This window comes from Pseudooceanicola nanhaiensis (assembly GCF_020171315.1).
GTDB classification, from domain to species: domain Bacteria; phylum Pseudomonadota; class Alphaproteobacteria; order Rhodobacterales; family Rhodobacteraceae; genus Pseudooceanicola; species Pseudooceanicola nanhaiensis_A.
In genome coordinates this window covers 1-18,584 of sequence record NZ_JAIUZP010000010.1, presented here as the reverse complement: position 1 = coordinate 18,584, position 18,584 = coordinate 1, and the positions used below count along the sequence as shown (strand labels likewise).

Sequence of the window (18,584 nt, the reverse complement as noted above, 5' to 3'; positions counted from 1 at the left end):
GGACTCAAAATGAACCCCTTCGCCAGATTGCAACGCTGGGAGAAGGAGCTGCGACGCTCCTACAACACCGATCTGTCGACCCCCGAGAACCGCCGCAAGGCGGAGATCTACAATCTCTGGTTCGATCACGCGGTCCTGCGGTGCGTCTGGACGAACTTCTTCGAGATCGCCCCGGGCGTCTGGCGGTCGAACCACCCGACGCGGAAGCGGTTCGAGAAGATGAAGGCCATGGGGATCCGTACGGTGCTGAACCTGCGCGGCTCCGGCACGCAGGCGCATTACCTGACCGAGGCGGAAACCTGCGAGCAGCTCGGGCTGACGCTCGTCTCCTCCCGGCTCTACGCGCGCAAGGCGGCCTCACGCGAGGAAATCCTCGGGCTGATCGACGTGCTGAAGCGGATCGAGCCGCCCTTCGTGATGCACTGCAAATCGGGGGCGGATCGTGCGGGCTTTGCCTCGGCGGTCTATCTCATGGTGGTGAAGGGCGTCCCTGTTGAGCAGGCCCGCCGAATGCTTTCGGTGAAATACGTCCATTTCCGCTGGACCAAGACCGGCGTGCTCGATCACATCCTCGACCTCTATGCCACGCGCAACGCCGAGGCCCCCATCGGTTTCGAGGAGTGGATCGCCACGGAATACGATCAGGAGGCCGCGCAGGTCTCCTTCGACGCCGCGCCGAAGAAGCTGTTCTGATGACGACGCCCGAGAAGACCCCGGCTGCCGCGCCCGCCTCACAGTCGCCCGCCCCGGCCACGCCTGCCGCAGCGACGCCTCCGGCTCCGGCTCCGGCGCTCGCATCGGATCACGCCAAGGGGCTTCTGACCTGGCTCTGGCAGGGCTACCTGCGTCACCACATCCTGCTTCTCGTCCTCGCGGTGGTCTTCATGGCGCTGGAGGGCTCCATGCTGGGCGCGCTCAGCTGGATGATGAAGCCGATGTTCGACAACGTCTTCCTTGAAGGCAACTCCGGCGCGATGACCGGCGTGGCGCTGGCGATCCTCGCGATCTTCCTGACCCGGGCCTTCGCCTCGGTCGCGCAGAAGGGCCTGCTGGCGACGATCTCGCAGAAGTCCTCGGCCAAGATGCGGCGTGATCTGCTCGACGGGCTGATGACGCAGGACGGCTCCTTCCACCAGAGCCACCCGCCCGGCTTCCTGATCCAGCGGGTGCAGAGCGACGTGCAGCAGATCAACAACGTCTGGTCCTCGGTGCTGACCGGGGCGGGCCGTGACGCGGTGGCGCTGGTGATCCTGATGGGTGTGGCCGTCTCGGTCGACTGGCGCTGGACGCTGATCGCCTGCATTGGCGCGCCCGTCATGGTGGCCCCTTCGGCGGTGGTGCAGAAATTCGTGCGCCGCCGGGCGCGGGAAGCCCGCGATCTGGGCGCCAAGCTGGCCACCCGGCTGGACGAGGTGTTCCACGGCATTGTCCCGGTGAAGCTGAACCGGCTGGAACGCTACCAGTCCGAACGCTACGGCGCGCTGACCGATCAACTGGTGCGGGCCGAGGTGCGCGCCACGCTGGGCGCCGCCTCGATCCCCGGGCTGATCGACATCATGGCCGGTGTCGGCTTCGTCGGCGTGCTGATCTTCGGCGGCGGCGAGATCATCGCGGGCGAGAAGACCGTGGGCCAGTTCATGTCCTTCTTCACCGCCATCGGCTTTGCCTTCGAGCCGCTGCGCCGCCTCGGGGCGGTCAGCGGCCAGTGGCAGGTGGCGGCCGCCGCGATGGAACGGCTGCGCGAACTGCTGGAGACCAAGCCCTCCATCGTCTCGCCCACCAAGCCGGTGCAGGCCCCAACTGGCGTGCCGGGCGTAGTGCTGGAGGATGTGCGCCTCTCCTACGGTGAGACGGAAGTGCTGCGCGGCGCGAGTTTCACTGCGGAGCCGGGCCAGACCACGGCACTTGTGGGCGCGTCCGGTGCGGGGAAATCGACGATCTTCAACCTGCTGACGCGGCTGGTGGACCCGGCCTCGGGCAAGGTGGCACTGGGCGGCGTGCCCGTCTCGGCCATGGCGCTTGGCGATCTGCGCGACCGCTTCTCGGTCGTGTCGCAGGATGCCGCGCTCTTCGACGAGACGCTGCGTGAGAACATCCTACTGGGGCGCACCGATGTCCCCGAGGCGCGCTTGAAAGAGGTGCTGGAGGCCGCCCACGTGGCCGATTTTGTGGCCAAGCTGCCGCTGGGGCTGGAAACGCCCGTGGGCCCGCGCGGCTCGGCGCTGTCCGGTGGGCAACGGCAGCGGGTGGCGATCGCGCGGGCGCTGCTGCGCGACACGCCGGTGCTGCTGCTGGACGAGGCGACCTCGGCGCTGGACGCGCAGAGCGAGGCCGTGGTGCAGGGCGCGTTGGAGAAGCTGGCCAAGGGCCGCACGACGCTGGTGATCGCGCACCGCCTCTCGACCGTGCGCAGCGCGGACAAGATCGTGGTAATGGACCGCGGACAGGTGGTGGATCAGGGCCGCCACGAGGAGTTGCTGGCGCGGGGCGGCATCTATGCCAAGCTGCATGACCTGCAGTTCCGCACCGACGGGCCCTCGGCCGATGCCATGGCGCGGGACAAGGCCGCGCGGGCCCGTGCCGCGAAGGAGGCCGCGGGCGACCGGGCCGAGGCAGGGTTCTGGCGTCGGCTGGCAACAGGCGTCTTCGGACGGCGCGGCTGAGCGACAGCGGTCAGCCGGTCACGCGGATCTCCGCAGGCAGGCTGCCCACCCCCGTCACCCGGCGAAAGAGCCCGGCCATGGGATCGCGGCCCCCGGGCACACCGGCCTTTTCCACCACCCGGCGGGGCGCCAGCAGGCCCTGAAGCGGCACGGCCCGTCCCGTCAGCCCACTGCGCAGGTTGGTGAGCGATGCAGAGAGCCGCACCCCCAGCCCCGGCGCGTCATGCACGATGCGGAAATGCGCAGGCCGCTGCCCGGCGGAGAGGTGATCGGCCACCGGCACCGTCCAGCCCCGCGCCAGCCGCGTCTCGGGCCGCAGGAGGAGCAGCCACTGCCCCTTGGCCTGCGCCACCGCATCGCCAAGCGCCTGGGGCCCGCGCACGGCCTCGCCGCCCATGGCGTCTGCGATCCGCAGGCTGTCATCCTCGCTCCCCATGTCGGCCACCAGCAACTCGCGCAGCAGGCCTTCCTCCAGCCCCTCCATGAGCGCGGCACAGCAGCCCGGCAGGCTGCGGGCGGCATTGCCCACGGGAATGATGACGCTGATGGCTGCTGGCATGATCGGCCCCTGTTGTCCCTGCGCCCCAACCCTATATTACGGTGCGAAGCAGGAAAGGAAGACGACATGACGCGCAGCATCCTCCGCCTCACCGGACCCGACACCCGGGACTTCCTTCAGGGGCTGGTCACCAATGACATCGCGGGCCTCGACCGGGGCGCGGTCTATGCCGCGCTGCTGACGCCGCAGGGCAAGTACCTCGCGGATTTCTTCCTCGTGGCCGAGGGCGAGGCCGTGCTGCTGGACGTGGACAGCGCACTGGCCCCCGGGCTGCTGCAACGGCTGAAGATGTACAAGCTGCGCGCCAAGGTCGAGATCGAGGAGACCGACCTGCAGGTGAAACGCGGCACCGGCCCGGCACCCGAGGGCGCGGTGGCCGATCCCCGGCACGACGCGCTCGGCTGGCGGCTCTACGGTGCCGAGGGCGGCGATGACGGCAGCGACTGGGACGCGATCCGCGTGGCCCATTGCATCCCCGAGACCGGGATCGAACTGACGCCGGAGAGCTATATCCTCGAAAACGGTTTCGAGCGGCTGCACGGCGTGGATTTCCGCAAGGGCTGCTACGTGGGGCAGGAGGTCACCGCGCGGATGAAGCACAAGACGGAACTGCGCAAGGGCCTGGCCCTCGTGACCGTCGAGGGCCCCGCCGAACCGGGCACCGAGATCACCGCGGGCGACAAGGTGGCGGGCGTCCTGATGACCCGTTCAGGCGATCGCGCCATCGCCTGGCTGCGTTTCGACCGGGCCGAGGGCGCCATGCAGGCGGGCGATGCAGTGGTCGCGAAGGCTGAGTGAGGCCCGCGCCCCCTGCCCCATCGGTCACGTCTGCGTGACATGAAAAAGGCCGGGTCACGAGGACCCGGCCTTTTCGATTCCCGTGACGCAGCGTCAGGCGCGTTCGGAATATTCCATGGTTTCGGTGTTGACGATGATGTCCTCGTCCTGACCGATGAAGGGGGGCACCATGACCTTGACGCCGTTGTCGAGGGTCGCGGGCTTGAAGGAGTTGGCAGCCGTCTGCCCCTTCACCACCGGCTCGGTCTCGACGATCTTGCAGGTGACCTTCTGCGGCAGGGTCGCGTTGAGCGCCTCGCTGTCGTAGAATTCCACCACGATGGTCATGCCGTCCTGCAGGAACGGGCGACGCTCGCCCAGAAGATCTGCAGGAAGTTCAATCTGTTCGTAGGTTTCGGTGTCCATGAACACCAGCATCCCGTCGGTCTCGTAGAGGAATTGCTGGTCTTTCTGTTCAAGGCGCACGCGCTCGACCTTGTCCGCGGAACGGAAGCGTTCGTTCAGCTTCGAGCCGTTGCGCAGGTTCTTCATCTCGACCTGCGCGAAAGCGCCGCCCTTGCCGGGCTTCACGTGGTCGACCTTCACCGCGGCCCAGAGGCCGCCATTATGCTCCAGCACGTTGCCGGGGCGAATCTCATTGCCGTTGATCTTGGGCATGACGGAGTCCGCTGCTCTGGTTGATAGAAAATTCGTGCCCCCTATATATGCGGGCAGAGCGGCTGGCAAGGAGACCGGAGATATGCGACGCCCCTCCCGTGCCATGCAAATAAAGCATGACGGACTTGCGTGAGAACGCTATCCGAATCGCATCTAATTCGCCATAAAGCGCGTCGCCCCAGAAGCACAAGAGCAAAAACAAAAGGACGAATCATGAAAGATTTCGTTGACGGCACGGCCTTCAATAATGAGCAGGGCAACCGTGCACGTAAACTGTTCGCAGCCGTTGTACTGGCTGCACTCGACGACGCCATCGCGGATGACAAGAAATACGGCAACGGTCCTGAGCAGATCGCTCGTTGGGCCCGGTCGCGCGATGGTCGGGAAGTTCTAAGCTGCGCCGGTATCGATCCCAATGAACGGGTCGTGTCCGGTCTCATGGAATTCGTGTCCAAAGGTGTCCGTACCTCCGTGGCTCTCTCGCGCGAGGAAAGCGAACGCCGGCACGCCGCCGAGCAGGCCGAAGCGGCCTGATCCGAACAGACGAAAAGCCCTCCGACAAAAACGCGCCCCCTTGCGGGGCGCGTTTTTTCTTGGCCGTCGCTTCGCGTTGGAGGCGCCCTGCGGAAATTGCCATTGCGCCGCGCCCCCTGCCCCGCCAAGACGGGGGACAGGAGGATGACCATGGCCCGCGCACTCATGATCCAGGGGACTGGCTCCAACGCCGGCAAGTCGATGATCGTCGCGGGGCTGGCCCGGGCCTTTGCCAACCGCGGCCTGCGGGTCCGGCCCTTCAAGCCGCAGAACATGTCCAACAACGCCGCCGTCACCCCCGAGGGCGGAGAGATCGGCCGCGCGCAGGCCCTGCAGGCCCGCGCCGCCCGCGTGGCATCCCACGTGGACATGAACCCCGTGCTCCTGAAACCCGAGAGCGAGACCGGCGCACAGATCATCCTGCACGGCAAGCGGCTGGCCCAGTGGGAGGCGCGCGACTTCACCGGCAAACGGCAGAGCCTGCTGCCGCAGGTGCTGGATAGCTTTCACAGGCTGGCGGCCGGGGCCGACCTCGTGCTCGTCGAGGGGGCGGGCAGCCCGGCAGAGGTGAACCTGCGCGCAGGCGACATCGCCAACATGGGCTTTGCCCGGGCCGCAGACGTGCCGGTGATCCTTCTGGGGGACATCGACCGGGGCGGCGTCATCGCGCAGCTGGTCGGCACGCAGGTCGTGCTGGAGCCCGGCGACAGCGCGATGATCGCGGGCTTTGCCGTGAACAAGTTCCGGGGCGATCCGCGCCTCTTCGAGGACGGTGTGCGCATCGTGGAGACGGCGACCCGCTGGCCCTCACTTGGCGTGATCCCGTGGTTCGATGCGGCCTGGCGGCTGCCGGCGGAGGATGTGCTGGACCTCGCGCAGCGCCCGGGCGGCCCGGTCAGGATCGCGGTGCCCTGCCTGCCGCGGATTGCGAATTTCGATGACCTCGACCCGCTGGTCGCGGAGCCGGAGGTGGAGGTTCAGCTGATCCGGCGCGGCCGGCCCCTGCCCGGCGATGCCGCGCTTGTCCTGATCCCGGGCAGCAAGTCCACCATCGCCGATCTGGCCGCCTTCCGGGCCGAGGGTTGGGACATCGACCTTGCCGCCCACGTCCGGCGCGGCGGCCATGTGCTGGGCCTCTGTGGCGGCTACCAGATGCTTGGGCGGCGGATCTCGGACCCCGAGGGGCTGGAGGGCGCCCCGGCGCAGGTGGAGGGGCTGGGCCTTCTGGACGTGGAGACGATCCTGCGGCCCGCCAAGCGGCTGGGGCTGGTGGAGGCGCATCACCCCGAGAGCGGATCGGAGCTGACGGGATATGAGATCCACCTGGGCGAGACCACGGGGGCCGACGCGGAACGCCCCTGGCTGACGGTGGCCGGGCTGCCCGAGGGCGCATCCTCGGACACCGGTCAGGTGCGGGGCAGCTACCTGCACGGGCTCTTCGCCGCGGACGGCTTCCGCGCGGCCTACCTCGCAGGGATTGGGGCTGCGTCCCGAACGGGCTACGACGCGGGCGTGGAGGACACGCTGGAGGCCCTCGCCGCCCATCTGGAGGCCCATCTCGACCTTGATCGCCTGCTGGACTTGGCCCGGGAGGTTGGCCCCCTCTGATCCTTCGGTTTCGGCGGAGATGCGGGGCTTCACCGCGCGGCCTTTGCGGCACGCCAACAGGCCGCCAGACTGTCGCGTCCGGCATGCAGGGGTGAGTTCTTGCGCCCGCCATCGGCGGGCGCGGCCTGTCAGATGAGGTCTTGCGACATCAGCGCGCGGTGGATTTCCCGCCGCACCAGCTTGCGCACGTTGCGCGTGATCCGTTCTCCGAGCGCGCCCTGAAGCTCCTGACGCACGATCTCGCTGACGAGCGCGCGCAGTTCTTCACGGTCGATCGCGCCGTTGAGCATCAGGGGCTCTTCGGCAGGCTCCGTGCCCGCGACCATCGGTTGCAGCCCGCTCTCCACAGCGTCGACCGTGGCGCTGTAGGCAGCGGCGAAGGCTGCAGCGGCGGCGTCCGTCTCAAGGCTCCGGGTGGCGGGCTCTTCCGCCGGCCATGCCTCGGTGTCGGGCAGGTCCTGCGCATCTTCCCAGTCAACCGCGCCAAAGGCCGCCTCGGGGGTCACATCCTCCCAGGCGTCTTCCTCGGGCGCATCTTCCCACGTCTCGGCTTCGGCGGTCTCGTCCCAGTCGGCAGCCTCGATCTCCTCGGCGTCGGCCGCGTCGTCATAGGCGGCGTCCTCGGCCAGCCCTGCCGTGTCCTCGTCCTCCGCCACGTCCTGCGCGGCGGCCTCGCGGGCGGCTTCGGCGAGGATGGCATCGGGGTCGAACTGGCTGCTCCAGGGCAGGACATCGTCGCCCTCCCCCTCGGTGCCGTCCGGCTCCCACTCGTCATCGCGGTGGGCGACGGCGGCCTCCAGCTCGGCGATGCGCGCCTCGAGGGAGCTGCTGCGCCCCCGTTCGGCGACGCTCAGAACCTCGGCGGTGTCCTCGTCATCCTCGCGGATGGCGGTGTCACCGTCCCAGAAATCCTCGTCGTAATCGTCCGCCTCGGCAGAGCTCTCGGCCACGATCTCGGGCGCTTCCTCCGCGACCACCGGCTCTTCGACCGGCGGCGGGGTCGCCTTGCGGCGGGCGGCGGGTGCGGCGGCCAGCGGCGCGACGGTGGCAGAGAGACGGCGCAGTTCTTCCTGCGCGCGCTGCAGCGGGTCCTTCGCCTCGGTCACCTTGTCCTGCGTCACCGCGTCGAGTGCGGAGCGGGCGGCGTTCAGCAGGGACATGATGTCGGTGACGACGGCCTCTTCGGCGGCATTGGCCGCGGCTTCGGCGGCGTCCTCCTCGGGGTCAATCGACGGGAAGAGCGGCGAGCGCTCGGCCTTGGCCGGGGCCTTAGCGGGCGCCTTGGCAGGGGCCTTCGCGCGCAATGCGGTCTCTTCTTCCTCGTCCTGCGCGGCGAAGGCTGCGGCGATATCCCCGGCGAGGCGGTCTTCTTCGTCTTCGTCCACCTCCCCGTCGAAGTCGTCGTCTTCGACATGCATGAAATCGGCTTCGTCGTCGTCTGCCTCTTCAACGCGCAACGAGGGCGTCAGCAGCAGGCGATCCGGCGCGGCAACAGCCGCCGCGGCGACACCACCCTGAGATGTATGCGCCACATCCGATTCGCCCGACGGCTCTGCCGCGTCGGTGCTAAGTCGCGCTTCGGCCCGGTTATTCTCGGACACAAGCTTGCGGATAGAGGACAATACATCCTCGATCTGAAGATTCGTAACGGGATCGGGCATAATTCTCGCACTGCTTTTGGCCTCGCGGTTGAGTGTACCGCGAGGCCAGCAATCACACAACGGATAGGCGGGCTTTTACTGTTTTCCGATCGAGCGAAGGACGCGATCGAGGCTGCGGCCCTGCGCGGAAATCGCGGCGGGGGCGCCCTTCACCATGTTGTAGTAGTCGGTGGGATCATAGAGCGTGACCGGCAGGTTCAGGTCCTTGGCGGTCAGCTTGCCCATGGCCGAGAGCAGCGAGTAGCCGGCCAGCCGCTGGTTCACTTCAGCCGAGATCTGGTTGGCGCGGGCATCCAGCAGGTCCTGCTCAGAGTCGAGCACTTCCAGCGTGGTCCGGGCCCCGAGCGAGGCTTCCTCGCGGACGCCCTCGAAGGCGACCTGCGCGGCGCGTACCGCTTCGGCGCTGGCCGAGCGGGAGGCGGCGGTGACGGAGATCTGCGAATAGGCGGAGCCTGCGGCTTCGCGGATGTCGTCGCTGACCTGCAGCAGGTTCGCGCGGGCCGCGTCGCGGCTCTGCATCGCCTGACGTTGCAGCGAGGCGATCTGGCCGCCGTAGTAGATCGGGCCCGAAACGCTGAGGCCGATGGTGGCCGAGTTCGAGCGCGCATCGCTGTTCAGCGTGTTCGAGGCCCCGAGCGACCCGTTCAGCGACACGGTCGGCTGGACGGAACGACGGGCGATCTCGACCTGAAGTTCGGCGATGGTGACCGACTTCTGCGCCTGGATCAGCGAGGGATGCGCGGCAAGAGCGACCTGGATCGCCTGATCCACGTTGCTGGGCAGCATCGGCGCGGCGTTCACGTTGGCAAGGGCGCCCGGCGCGTGGCCGACGACATTGATGTAGGTCAGGCGCGCATCGGTCAGGTCACCCTGCGCCAGCGTCAGCGAGGCCCGGGCCTGCGCGAGATAGGATTCCGCCTGCGCCACGTCGGTGCGCGTCACCTCGCCCACCTCGAACCGGTCGTTCGCGGCGCGCAGTTCCTCGCCCAGCACGCGGACGTTGTTCTGGCGCAGCTTCACGATTTCCTGGTTCAGCTGCACGTTCAGGTAGGCGGTGATGGCATTCAGCAGCACCGACTGTTCGACCGCGATCAGGGACTGGCGGGTCGACAGCACGGTTTCCTTGGCCACATCCACGCCAAGGCGGGTCTGACCGGCATCATAGACCAGCAGCTGCGCCGACAGGCCGATGGAGGCCGAGGTCGAATCCGAGTTCGTCATCCGGTAGCTGTTGGAGGCCGTCGCGGCGCGGGCGGCGCTGTGCGTGATGTCCGCGGACCAGCCGATGATCGGGCGGAGCTGAGACAGCGCCTGCGCCACATCCTCGTCGGCGGCGCGCAGCAGGGCGCGGTTCTGCTCCAGCAGGCCGGAGGTCTCATAGGCGCTGACAAGCGCATCCGTGAGAGTTTCCGCGCTTGCGGGGCTGAGGCTGAAGACGCCCAGACCTGCCGCAAGGGCGATGCGTTTCGTCGTTCCAGCGAATGCCTTCATGCTCGTCACCTCGTGTGCCCTCTGCGCCTCGGGCGACGGGGGTCATTTTTGTCGTCAAGCCCCGGCATCGCCCGGAGCTGTATCGGATTACAACGTGAAGGCCGTGTGACGTTCGAAGCCCGGCAGCACCGGCGCACCGGCGTTGAAGGCGAACCGCCAGCTCATCTTCCCGTCGATCTTGTAGCCCACCTTCACGGTGCCAAGGGCGCCTTCCGCGAAGAGCACGGCCATCCGGCCGCCGTCCTTCAGCTGATCGGTCAGCGCGTCGGGCAGGGTTTCCACCGCGCCCTCCAGAATGATCACGTCATAGGGGCCGTGTTCCGGCGCGCCGGCGGTCAGATCGCCGACCTGCACGACCACGTTGTCCGCGCCGACCTCGGACAGCGTCGCCTCGGCGTCGCCCAGCATGTCCTCGCTGTCGACGGCGATCACCGCTTCGGCCAGGCAGGAGATCACGGCCGCCGAATAGCCCAGGGCACAGCCCAGATCGAGCACCAGTTCGTCCGGCTGGATGTCGAGCGCGTCGAGCATCTTTGCCAGCGTCCGGGGTTCGAGCATGACGCGCGACCCGCCGAGCGGGATGTTGTCGCCAAGATAGGCGGCTTCGCGTTTCTCGCCGGGAACGAAGACTTCCCTCGGAACGGCAAGCATCGCCTCGATGATCGGGAACTTGGTCACATCTGCGGGGCGAACCTGCGCATCGACCATCATGGTGCGGCGGGAGGCGAAGTCGGTCATACTAAACTCGTGAGTTCGGATTCCTTGCCTGAGGTTGTGCCACAATTGATTTCGCCCGGCAACGGCCCAGCCACCGCTTTTTCCGGCGGGGGCGCGATGGGGCCCGCAGTTGCTGGCAAATTCGACGTTCTGCCGGCGGGAAAAACACGCCGGCAGGACAGGATCACGCGGCCTTGCCTGCGGCCTCCGGCACCTCTGCGGTGGCGTCGAGCAACCATTGCGGCGGACGCAGGGCGGACGGATCGAGCGCCTCGGGCTGCGGCTTGGAGCGCACGAAGACCCGCGACAGCATCCCGAGGCTGACGTTGAGCGCCCAGCGTTTCGACATCGGGTTTTCCAGCCCCGTCGTGAACAGCAGGCGGATCAACTCGTCCCGCCGCGCTTCGCCGGTCAATTCGAAGACAAGCCGCAACTCGGCGTCGTCCTGCTTGACGACCCGCCCCGCGACCGGCCCGACACCGGGAATGTTGAGTTCGACCCAGCGAAGGTTATGCCCGATGCGGTCCAGCTCCAGCAGGGCAACCCCAGCCGCAGAGAGCGACAGCCAGTCGAGCCGCGCCGCGACCGAGTTGCTGGGACGGTTGCCCACGCGGCAAGGCATCTCGAGGTGGAACCGCTCCTCGCGCTGCGGCCGGCCCGTCGAGACGGCGACGACCTGCACCACCAGCAGGATCACCATGCTGTAGGCGGCCCAGAAGGCCATCAGCGGCAGGTGGTCCGTCGAGGCCATCACCCGCGTGTTCAGGTTCGCGTTCACCACGAAGCCGAGGGCGGTCACAAGCATCAGCGCCGCCGGGGCAAAGATCATGACGCGATCCCGCGCGGCCCCTGCCGCACTGCCCTTGGGCGTGACCTTGAAGGCATGGCCATGGGGCTGGATCAGCGTGGTGATCACGGTCGGCAGGATGCGCGGCGCCTGAAGCGCGGCGTGCACCGAGGAGGCCAGCGGGAAGAACCCGTCCGGCGCAAGCAGGCGCAGCGCCCCGAGCGTCGCCAGGATCACCGGCAGCTGGAAGCTGACCAGATCGCGCACGGGGACATTCGGCATCGGGGACCAGCCGGTCCAGAGGCAAATCGCCGGGACGGAGAGCGCCGAGAGGATCATCAGCGGCTGAAGCAGCCAGTGCATCGGCAGGAAGAGCAGCCGGTGCTGAAGCGACAGACCGGGGCCCAGCGGCCCCTCCTTGAGGAAGAGCATCTGGATCGCGCCCCGGGCCCAGCGGGCACGCTGCACGTACATCGCCATCAGGGATTCCGGCGCCAGACCAATGGCCAGCCGTTCGTTCAGGTAGCGGGTCACGTAACCCTTCCGCAGCATGACCAGCGTCAGCAGCATGTCCTCGGTGATCGAGCCCGTGGGCAGCCCGTTGCCCACCGCCTCGATCGCGGTGCGACGGGTGATCGAATTGGAGCCACAGCAGAAGGCCGCATCCCAGCCATCGCGCCCGGCCATGATCTGGCCGAAGAAGAGCCGCTGGTCATCCGGCAGCGTGTGCCGCATCCGCAGGTTCGTCTGCATCGGGTCCGCGTTGTAGAAGGAATGCGGGATCTGCACGATCCCCACCTTCGGATCCTCGAAGAGCCCCATGGCCCGGAACAGGAAGTTGTGCTGCGGCACGAAGTCGGCGTCGAGGACCATGAAATATTCGCCATCGGTCCGCTGGATCGCCGCGTTGATGTTGCCTGCCTTGGCATGGGCGTTATCGGCCCGGGTGAAGTAATCCGCCCCCTTGGCCGCGCAGAAGTCCTTCAGCCAGCCGCGCTTGCCGTCATCCAGCACGATCACGCGCAGACGGTCCGCCGGCCAGTCCAGCGCGAGCGCCCCGACGATGGTCTTCTCGAGGACTTCGAGTTCCTCGTTGTAGGTCGCAATGAAGACATCGACGGTGGGCAGATCCGCGGGGGCCATCCCGCGCAGCCGCGCCTCGCCCTCATCCGCCGCGGCCGAATTGTCCCGGCGGCGGGACAGCGTCGCAAAGAGGATCGAGGTATCCACCCAGACCGCCATTTCCAGCAGGAAGAGCGCCCAGGCGAAGGCCGCCTCGCCCAGCCCCGTCCCCGGGGCGGGCAGGGTCTCGGTCGCGCGCCAGTAGAGATAGCGCGCCCCCAGCAGACCGACGAGCAGCAGCAGACCGGCCACGATCACGTTGTTGGTACGGGGCCCTGCCAGCCGGCTCTGCGGCGCGAGGAGGATGACGATGGCGACGAGGGCAAGGGGAATGAAATGCTCTGACATGCCCGCGCGCCCCTCAGTTCGTGACGGTCCGGCCGGCCCCGCCAGACGCCTGACCATCAAGGGCCACCGCATCCGGGAACAGCCCCGTCACATCCCGCACCCGCTGGACCAGCCCAGCGACGTTGGTCTCGTACTTGCCCTGGAACCGGACCTCGGCAGAGCGGCCCACATCGCAGAAGCCCCGCGCAACGTTGACATCGGAGACGTCGACCGGCGGCATCCGCACGATGACGCGCAGGCCATCGCGGTTGTCGAGCCGCGGCTGAGCCGCCTGCATCTTGAGGTTGGGACGGGCACCGCCCCCGTAGACTGCCGAGATCTCGGCCTCGAAGGTCTCGTCCGAGCCCTTCAGCTGCACCGACACCGGCGTTCCGGGCGTGATCGCCTCGAAGTACCGCTCGGGGAGGATGAATTCGAGGAAGCGGCGCGAGCAGTCCAGCAGCTGCACCACCTGCTCCCCGGTCGAGACGGTGGCCGTCTGCTGACCGGAGGATTCCCAGATGACGCCCTCTGCGGCGGCGAGGGGGCGGAAGCGCTCGTTGCGCAGCGTCTCGACCTCCAGCGCGTCGATCTCGCGCTTGAGGGCGGCGCGGCGGGACTGCCGGGCCAGCAACTGCGAGTCGAGGTCGGCATCCCGCAGGGCCAGTTCGTCGATCCGGTAGTCGACACGCTCGATGTCGTTGGTGGAGAGGTCGATCACGTCGCCATCCGCAAGGTAGGATTGTTCAATCCTCATCCGCTCCACGACGGCCTTCTCACGCTCCAGTGCCGCGCGGGCCTCGGCCAGATCGGCCTGTGCCTCGATCGCGTCACTCTCGGCCATGCGGCCACGTTCCTGCAGGCGCTGCGCCCGGTCGGCGGCGGCCTCGGCACGGGTCAGCGCGCCCTCGGCGCTGTGGACATCGGCCTGCGCTTCCTGCAGGCGCACCTTGTACCAGGCCACGCGGGCCTCGATCTGGGCATCGCGCCGCTCTTTGAGCTGATGGGACAGCATTTGCAGGCGTTCGCGCTGCATCTGGAGCGCGACGATCTCGCCCGAAATGGTTTCAAGTTCACTGTCCAGCGCCCGGACGGCGCCGTTCTGGCCGCGATCCTTGCGAAGTTCGACGATGGCGTCCCCTGTCTGCACGGCCCGTGCCGGGCCCAGGCTTGGGACTTCGACGATACCGTCAAAGGGCGCGTTCACGCTGACCAGAGGGGCGTTCACAACGGCGTTGGTAGAAATGTAATCAGTCAGATGGGGCACCACAGCTGTAGCGACAGAGGCGACGAGCACAGCGGCAGCAGAAACTCTCAAGACAGTCATAGGCATGACGGCTTCTCCGCAAGTGGGGGTCTGGGATGGGATACACACTTCTGGACCGGGGACATTCGCCGCCACCCGAGCACGCCGTTGCGCTCTTCCGGTCTTAAGCAAACGTAAACCGTAATGAGGGCGAAATTATGGTTGGCGGAAACGAATTGTTCACAGTTTTGAAAGACATAGGAGCCATGCACTGAGGGGGACACTGGGGCGTTTTCCATGGTCTGACGGGCCGGAAAGACCTGTAATGCAGCGAAAAGGGGTCTGAGGCGGCCCCGTTCGGGAGGCAACGTGCCCCCAGGTCACCTACCGCCGCGCAGACCGGCCATGTTTCCGCCATGTCCCTGCCCCAGTCAGCAGGCCAGTCTCCGGGCCAGTCGAGGCGCCCCCGAACCGCGCACAGCGGCCCGGCTGGCGGCGCTAGAGCTCTGGCTGCACCAGCCCGCGGGCGATGGCGTGACGCACCGCCTCGGCCCGGTTCGACGCCCCGATCTTGCGGTAGAGGTGCTTGATGTACTGGTTCACCGTGTGTTCGGAGATGCCGAGTTCGTAGGCGATCGTGGCGGTCCGGGCGCCCTGCCCCAGCTCCCGCAGCACCTGCTCTTCACGGGGCGACAGGTGGATCGCGCAACTGGGCGACGGCGCGGGTCTCCGGGCGGTCAGGCGATCGACAAAGTCCAGCATGTTGCGGACCTTGACCTGCAACAGCTCGAGGTCGATCGGCTTGGTCATGTAGTCGTCGGCCCCGGCCCCGAGCGCATGCAGCCGCGTGTCGCGATCCGACAGGGCCGAAAGGAACAGGAAGGGCACCCGCACGGGCAGCTTACCCGACTTGCGCATCTCGACGAGGAAGTCGATGCCGTTGCGCCCCGGCATGACGATGTCGCACAGGATCAGATCGGGCCGGACCGAGGCCAGCAGATGCTCTGCCTCGTCCGGGCCAGAAACCGTCAACACCGCGTAGCCGAGCCAACCCAACTCCTCGCGCAGCTCTTCGAGGATGTCCGGATCGTCTTCGATGCAGAGGATCACCTGCCGCTTCCGGTCACTGGTCATGCTGGTCTTCCCTGTTCGGCGTGGGCAGAAAAATGCGGAACTCGGTGCCCTGCCCCAGCTCCGAGGTATAGCTGATGCGCCCGCCGTGCAGCCGGACGACCTGTTGCCCGAGGTAGAGGCCGATCCCCATACCCCGGAACAGCCGGGCATTCGGGGCGCGGTAGAACCGGTCGAACACCCGGTCGCCGACTTCGGGCGCAATGCCCACGCCCCGGTCGCGGATGCGGCACTCGACCCCGCCGTCACAGAGCAGGGTGCGCACGGTGACGGCCGCGCCCTTGTCCGAATACTTCAGCGCATTGCCCACAACGTTCTGGATGACCTGCTCCAGCAGGTGCCTGTCCCCGGTGATCATGAGCGGCACCCGCGACACCTCGACATCGAGGGGCACCTCCGGCCGCTCACGCGCAACCCCGGCGAGCCCCTCCTGCACGAGGTCGTTGAAATCGAGCCGCACAAGGCGCGCGGCGAAATCGTCTGCGTCGATGCGGGCGGCCTCCAGCACGGTGGAGAGCAGATCGTTCAGACGCTCCGCCGCGCGGTGTATCTTGGTGAACTTCCGGCGCAGGACTTCCGGGTCGCAGGTCGCGGGGCGCGCCGTCTGCAACTGCCGCGCTGAGATGATGTGGATCACCGACACCGGCGTGCGCAGCTGATGCGAGACCGCCATGATGAAGCTGTAGTAGATTTCCCGCGCGCGGCGTTCGACGGCAAGCGCCTCGCGGAGCTCTGCGCTCCGCCGCTCCACCTGCTGTTCGAGCGTCGCGTTGAGCCGTGCAAGGCTGTCCCGGGCGCTGCGCAGGCGAAGCAGGTTGCGGACGATCACACCGCTCATCGCCGCCCCGAGGCATCCCGCCCCGACGACCGAGATGACCAGCCGGCGCAAGGCCGCGCTGCGGTCCTGCAAGCGCTCGGCCCGCTCCCGACGCTCCAGCAGCATGGTCTGGGTCGCAATGTCGTGCAGCGTTGCCCCGAGATCGGAAGGCAGCGCCCCAAGAACGCGCGCCCCGCCGCCCCCCTCGCCCCCACCGGCGCGATCTACCTGCGCGACGGCCTGCGCGACCGCGTCCAGTGCGCCACCAAGGCCAAGGGCCACGAAATGCTCCCTCTGGGGCGAGGCCAGCATCAGGTCGAGGCGGCTCAGCAGGATCTCGGCCTGCAGGTCGAGGCGCGCGGCCTCCGGCGCAGGCTGTGCCATGAGCAGCAGTCGGTAGAGCTCCCTCTCGGCCTGTGTCGCCGCCCAGAGGTTCCGCTCCCCCCGCTCAAGCGCAAGCTGCCGATCCATCGCGAGGATCTCCCGGTAGGACGAGATGAAGACCGCCCCGAAAAGGCAGATCAGCACCGCGGCGAGGACGTTCAGTCGCGAGGTCATGCCGTGATCTGGATCTCGCAGAGCTGCCATATCCAGCGTTCATCATAGAGGGCCGTTTGCAACTCGCGCCGGTCGTCGCGCGGGTAGACCACCCAGAGCGGGCCCTTGTCGCGCACCCGCATCGGCGCCCCGTCCATCGTCCGGGCCAGGATGACATCGAACTCCCAGGCGTCACGGGCCGGCATGTCGATCCGGAAATCGTTGAGCGCCCGCATCGCGAGGCTTGCCTGTCCGATCTCGGCCGTGTCCGCCACACAGGCCGCGAGGACATCGCGCAGCAGTGGCCCCTCGAAGACCCGCAGCCCCTCGGTCCAGACGGTATGGGTCGCGATCCTGTGCCAGTCGAAACCGGCAAGGTCGTCCTCCGTGAACCGGTGGCGCTGCCCGCCCGGGCCGGTCACCACCAGCAGGTCATCCTGAGAGCGCGCCCCCACCCGGCAGGCGGAGGCTGCCATCGCCCCTGCGAGGAACCAGCGCCTTAACATGGAATGCCCCCCTTTCGTCGCGGAGGACGACGGTCCCATGGCTGCGCGGCAGGCGCAACCCGATTTGAGCAATTTTCGGTCATGAATTGAGGCACGCACGAAATAAAGCTGCGCGGACATGGGGCTGTCCGCGCAGGAGTTGGGGTTCGAGGAGACTGCCCGAGAGTGCAGTCTCGATCCGGGTTGAGCGAGACCGGCCCCCCGGCGGGGGAAGGTTCGGGATGCGTCGCTGCCAGAGGCCCGGGCTCGCCCCATCCTTCCCGCATCCCTGCACGCCGCTCCATTCCCCAAAACTGGGGAAGCGCCTCCCGCACCGGTCGGCCCTGCCCGGCCCCGGGTCGCACCTACCGGAGTGGCAGGCGCCCCCTGCGCGACACTGCGGCCCGCACGGCCTCCCTCACGCGACGCCCGGGGCGCCCTACCCCGCTCCGTCACCGTCACCGGCACGCGGCACAGCGTCGTCCTGCCGCGCGCGCCCTCAAATTCCGCCTTGCAGCCTCTGCGAGCGCCCGCTATATCGCGCGGTACCACACGGGCTTCGGCCCTCCGGCGGCGAGTTGGCGGAGTGGTGACGCAGCGGATTGCAAATCCGTGCACACCGGTTCGATTCCGGTACTCGCCTCCAACGTTTTCAAGGGCTTAACGCGAAGCGCGCCAAGACCCCTGAAAAAGTCTAAGCAAAAGTCTAAACATTCTGTTTTTGTTCTGTTCTCATCCGCTGCGCTTGGATGGCTCTTAGGTGCTGCCGAACCTTCTTGGTGTAGTGCAGCACCATGGCCGGGCTCTGGCCCGTCACGGCGGCGATCAGATCATCTTCGCAGCCCGCTTCCAGAAGCTCGCAGGCCGCGTTGTAGCGCCACGAGTGAATGTCGTAGTCGAGCGCCCCGATCTTCTTGCGGACCTCGCGCACGGCATGTGACGCGCCGCGATAGGACCAAGAGTTGGTCCCCCGCTCATTGGTCACAATGAAGACCGAGTTGCGCTTGGCCACGTCGAGCGCCGCCTGTAGCTCCGGCAGGATCGGCACCCAGAGAACTTTCTTGGTCTTGTTCTGCTGGAGGACGATGGCGCCCTCCTGAATGTCGGACCAGCGCATTTCGAGAACGTCCCCGATCCGCTGGCCGGTACAGACGCAGAGTTCCATCACCAGCCGTTCCCGCGTCCCGAGCGGGCAGGTTTCGCGGAAGGCGTCGAGCAGTTCGCGCGGCCAAGGCTCGCGCTGTTTCACCGTCTCGGACTTCAGCTCTGATACACCCCGCGCCGGGTTGGTCTCTCGCCAGCCCAGATCGACGCAGTGCTCCATGAGGACACGGAGCACGCGCAGCGAGTAGTTGGCGAAGTAGACCTTGTGGGCGTTGCTGTCACGCATGCGGATCACGTCTTTGCGCTTCATCGCCGCCGGGTTGGCGTCCCCCATGATCGA

At 67.5% G+C, this 18,584-nt stretch carries 16 protein-coding genes and 1 tRNA gene; 6 read left to right on the top strand and 11 right to left on the bottom strand.

All coding sequences use genetic code 11. The features are described 5' to 3' along the window. Positions 1 to 9 precede the first annotated feature (9 nt). Positions 10 to 693: a tyrosine-protein phosphatase gene (locus LCM32_RS16670; RefSeq protein ID WP_224822225.1), complete on the top strand. Its 684-nt coding sequence runs from the start codon at positions 10 to 12 to the stop codon at positions 691 to 693. Continuing rightward, the gene (locus LCM32_RS16665; RefSeq protein WP_224822224.1) at positions 693 to 2,663 is read left to right on the top strand and encodes an ABC transporter ATP-binding protein; all 1,971 of its coding nucleotides are present in this window, start codon (positions 693 to 695) and stop codon (positions 2,661 to 2,663) included. Before LCM32_RS16670 ends, LCM32_RS16665 begins: the two co-directional genes overlap by 1 nt. Before the next feature lie 10 nt (positions 2,664 to 2,673). Here LCM32_RS16665 and LCM32_RS16660 read toward each other — a convergent pair whose 3' ends face one another. Continuing rightward, positions 2,674 to 3,222: a glycosyl transferase gene (locus LCM32_RS16660; RefSeq protein ID WP_224822223.1), complete on the bottom strand. Its 549-nt coding sequence runs from the start codon at positions 3,220 to 3,222 to the stop codon at positions 2,674 to 2,676. Positions 3,223 to 3,288: 66 nt separating this feature from the next. Here LCM32_RS16660 and LCM32_RS16655 point away from each other — a divergent pair, with 66 nt between their 5' ends. Continuing rightward, a complete protein-coding gene (locus tag LCM32_RS16655) occupies positions 3,289 to 4,020 on the top strand; it encodes a YgfZ/GcvT domain-containing protein (protein ID WP_224822222.1) in 732 nt (243 codons plus the stop codon). A 93-nt stretch (positions 4,021 to 4,113) separates the two neighbouring features. Here LCM32_RS16655 and efp read toward each other — a convergent pair whose 3' ends face one another. Next, positions 4,114 to 4,677 (bottom strand): elongation factor P, encoded by a 564-nt coding sequence (gene efp, locus LCM32_RS16650; protein WP_224822221.1) that lies wholly within the window; start codon positions 4,675 to 4,677, stop codon positions 4,114 to 4,116. 213 nt (positions 4,678 to 4,890) lie between these two features. Between efp and LCM32_RS16645 the strand changes: the two genes are divergently transcribed. Both LCM32_RS16645 and LCM32_RS16640 read left to right on the top strand, forming a co-directional pair. Next, on the top strand, positions 4,891 to 5,211 hold the full coding sequence (locus tag LCM32_RS16645) for a DUF6280 family protein (RefSeq protein WP_028093509.1): 321 nt from the start codon (positions 4,891 to 4,893) through the stop codon (positions 5,209 to 5,211). A gap of 150 nt (positions 5,212 to 5,361) precedes the next feature. Then, positions 5,362 to 6,819: a cobyric acid synthase gene (locus tag LCM32_RS16640; protein WP_224822220.1), complete on the top strand. Its 1,458-nt coding sequence runs from the start codon at positions 5,362 to 5,364 to the stop codon at positions 6,817 to 6,819. A gap of 128 nt (positions 6,820 to 6,947) precedes the next feature. Here the strand turns inward: LCM32_RS16640 and LCM32_RS16635 are convergent, their stop codons facing one another. The 8 genes from LCM32_RS16635 to LCM32_RS16600 all read right to left on the bottom strand — a co-directional run bounded on the left by LCM32_RS16635 (position 6,948) and on the right by LCM32_RS16600 (position 17,161). After that, the gene (locus LCM32_RS16635; RefSeq protein ID WP_224822219.1) at positions 6,948 to 8,420 is read right to left on the bottom strand and encodes a hypothetical protein; all 1,473 of its coding nucleotides are present in this window, start codon (positions 8,418 to 8,420) and stop codon (positions 6,948 to 6,950) included. Positions 8,421 to 8,555: 135 nt separating this feature from the next. Beyond that, the gene (locus LCM32_RS16630; RefSeq protein WP_224822218.1) at positions 8,556 to 9,971 is read right to left on the bottom strand and encodes a TolC family outer membrane protein; all 1,416 of its coding nucleotides are present in this window, start codon (positions 9,969 to 9,971) and stop codon (positions 8,556 to 8,558) included. Positions 9,972 to 10,058: 87 nt separating this feature from the next. Further along, the gene (locus tag LCM32_RS16625; protein ID WP_224822217.1) at positions 10,059 to 10,709 is read right to left on the bottom strand and encodes a protein-L-isoaspartate O-methyltransferase family protein; all 651 of its coding nucleotides are present in this window, start codon (positions 10,707 to 10,709) and stop codon (positions 10,059 to 10,061) included. 163 nt (positions 10,710 to 10,872) lie between these two features. Then, positions 10,873 to 12,945 carry a glycosyltransferase family 2 protein gene (locus LCM32_RS16620; RefSeq protein ID WP_224822216.1) on the bottom strand — a complete coding sequence of 691 codons (2,073 nt, stop codon included), beginning with the start codon at positions 12,943 to 12,945 and terminating at the stop codon, positions 10,873 to 10,875. Positions 12,946 to 12,958: 13 nt separating this feature from the next. Continuing rightward, entirely contained in the window at positions 12,959 to 14,152 is a 1,194-nt protein-coding gene (locus tag LCM32_RS22115; RefSeq protein ID WP_224822215.1) for an HlyD family efflux transporter periplasmic adaptor subunit, read from the bottom strand. Between the two features lie 516 nt (positions 14,153 to 14,668). Continuing rightward, on the bottom strand, positions 14,669 to 15,304 hold the full coding sequence (locus tag LCM32_RS16610) for a response regulator transcription factor (RefSeq protein ID WP_224822214.1): 636 nt from the start codon (positions 15,302 to 15,304) through the stop codon (positions 14,669 to 14,671). Further along, positions 15,294 to 16,676, bottom strand: coding sequence for a sensor histidine kinase (locus LCM32_RS16605; RefSeq protein ID WP_224822213.1), 1,383 nt, complete (start codon positions 16,674 to 16,676; stop codon positions 15,294 to 15,296). Before LCM32_RS16605 ends, LCM32_RS16610 begins: the two co-directional genes overlap by 11 nt. Beyond that, complete coding sequence (locus LCM32_RS16600) at positions 16,673 to 17,161, bottom strand: molybdopterin-dependent oxidoreductase (RefSeq protein WP_224822212.1); 489 nt, start codon at positions 17,159 to 17,161, stop codon at positions 16,673 to 16,675. The genes LCM32_RS16605 and LCM32_RS16600 overlap by 4 nt, the downstream gene beginning before the upstream one ends. Positions 17,162 to 17,712: 551 nt before the next feature. Here LCM32_RS16600 and LCM32_RS16595 point away from each other — a divergent pair. Continuing rightward, positions 17,713 to 17,786, top strand: a tRNA-Cys gene (locus LCM32_RS16595). Positions 17,787 to 17,846: 60 nt separating this feature from the next. Here the strand turns inward: LCM32_RS16595 and LCM32_RS16590 are convergent. Beyond that, on the bottom strand, positions 17,847 to 18,584 hold a 738-nt coding region (locus tag LCM32_RS16590), incomplete at its 5' end, for a tyrosine-type recombinase/integrase (protein ID WP_224822211.1).

What these genes read in the sequence shown, in the direction of transcription:
- LCM32_RS16660 (WP_224822223.1), bottom strand. Translation starts at nt 3,222, where the DNA reads ATGCCAGCAGCCATCAGCGTCATCATTCCCGTGGGCAATGCCGCCCGC.
- efp (WP_224822221.1), bottom strand. Translation starts at nt 4,677, where the DNA reads ATGCCCAAGATCAACGGCAATGAGATTCGCCCCGGCAACGTGCTGGAG.
- LCM32_RS16655 (WP_224822222.1), top strand. Translation starts at nt 3,289, where the DNA reads ATGACGCGCAGCATCCTCCGCCTCACCGGACCCGACACCCGGGACTTC.
- LCM32_RS16600 (WP_224822212.1), bottom strand. Translation starts at nt 17,161, where the DNA reads ATGTTAAGGCGCTGGTTCCTCGCAGGGGCGATGGCAGCCTCCGCCTGC.
- LCM32_RS16630 (WP_224822218.1), bottom strand. Translation starts at nt 9,971, where the DNA reads ATGAAGGCATTCGCTGGAACGACGAAACGCATCGCCCTTGCGGCAGGT.
- LCM32_RS16665 (WP_224822224.1), top strand. Translation starts at nt 693, where the DNA reads ATGACGACGCCCGAGAAGACCCCGGCTGCCGCGCCCGCCTCACAGTCG.
- LCM32_RS16620 (WP_224822216.1), bottom strand. Translation starts at nt 12,945, where the DNA reads ATGTCAGAGCATTTCATTCCCCTTGCCCTCGTCGCCATCGTCATCCTC.
- LCM32_RS16610 (WP_224822214.1), bottom strand. Translation starts at nt 15,304, where the DNA reads ATGACCAGTGACCGGAAGCGGCAGGTGATCCTCTGCATCGAAGACGAT.
- LCM32_RS16605 (WP_224822213.1), bottom strand. Translation starts at nt 16,676, where the DNA reads ATGACCTCGCGACTGAACGTCCTCGCCGCGGTGCTGATCTGCCTTTTC.
- LCM32_RS16670 (WP_224822225.1), top strand. Translation starts at nt 10, where the DNA reads ATGAACCCCTTCGCCAGATTGCAACGCTGGGAGAAGGAGCTGCGACGC.
- LCM32_RS16625 (WP_224822217.1), bottom strand. Translation starts at nt 10,709, where the DNA reads ATGACCGACTTCGCCTCCCGCCGCACCATGATGGTCGATGCGCAGGTT.
- LCM32_RS16645 (WP_028093509.1), top strand. Translation starts at nt 4,891, where the DNA reads ATGAAAGATTTCGTTGACGGCACGGCCTTCAATAATGAGCAGGGCAAC.
- LCM32_RS16640 (WP_224822220.1), top strand. Translation starts at nt 5,362, where the DNA reads ATGGCCCGCGCACTCATGATCCAGGGGACTGGCTCCAACGCCGGCAAG.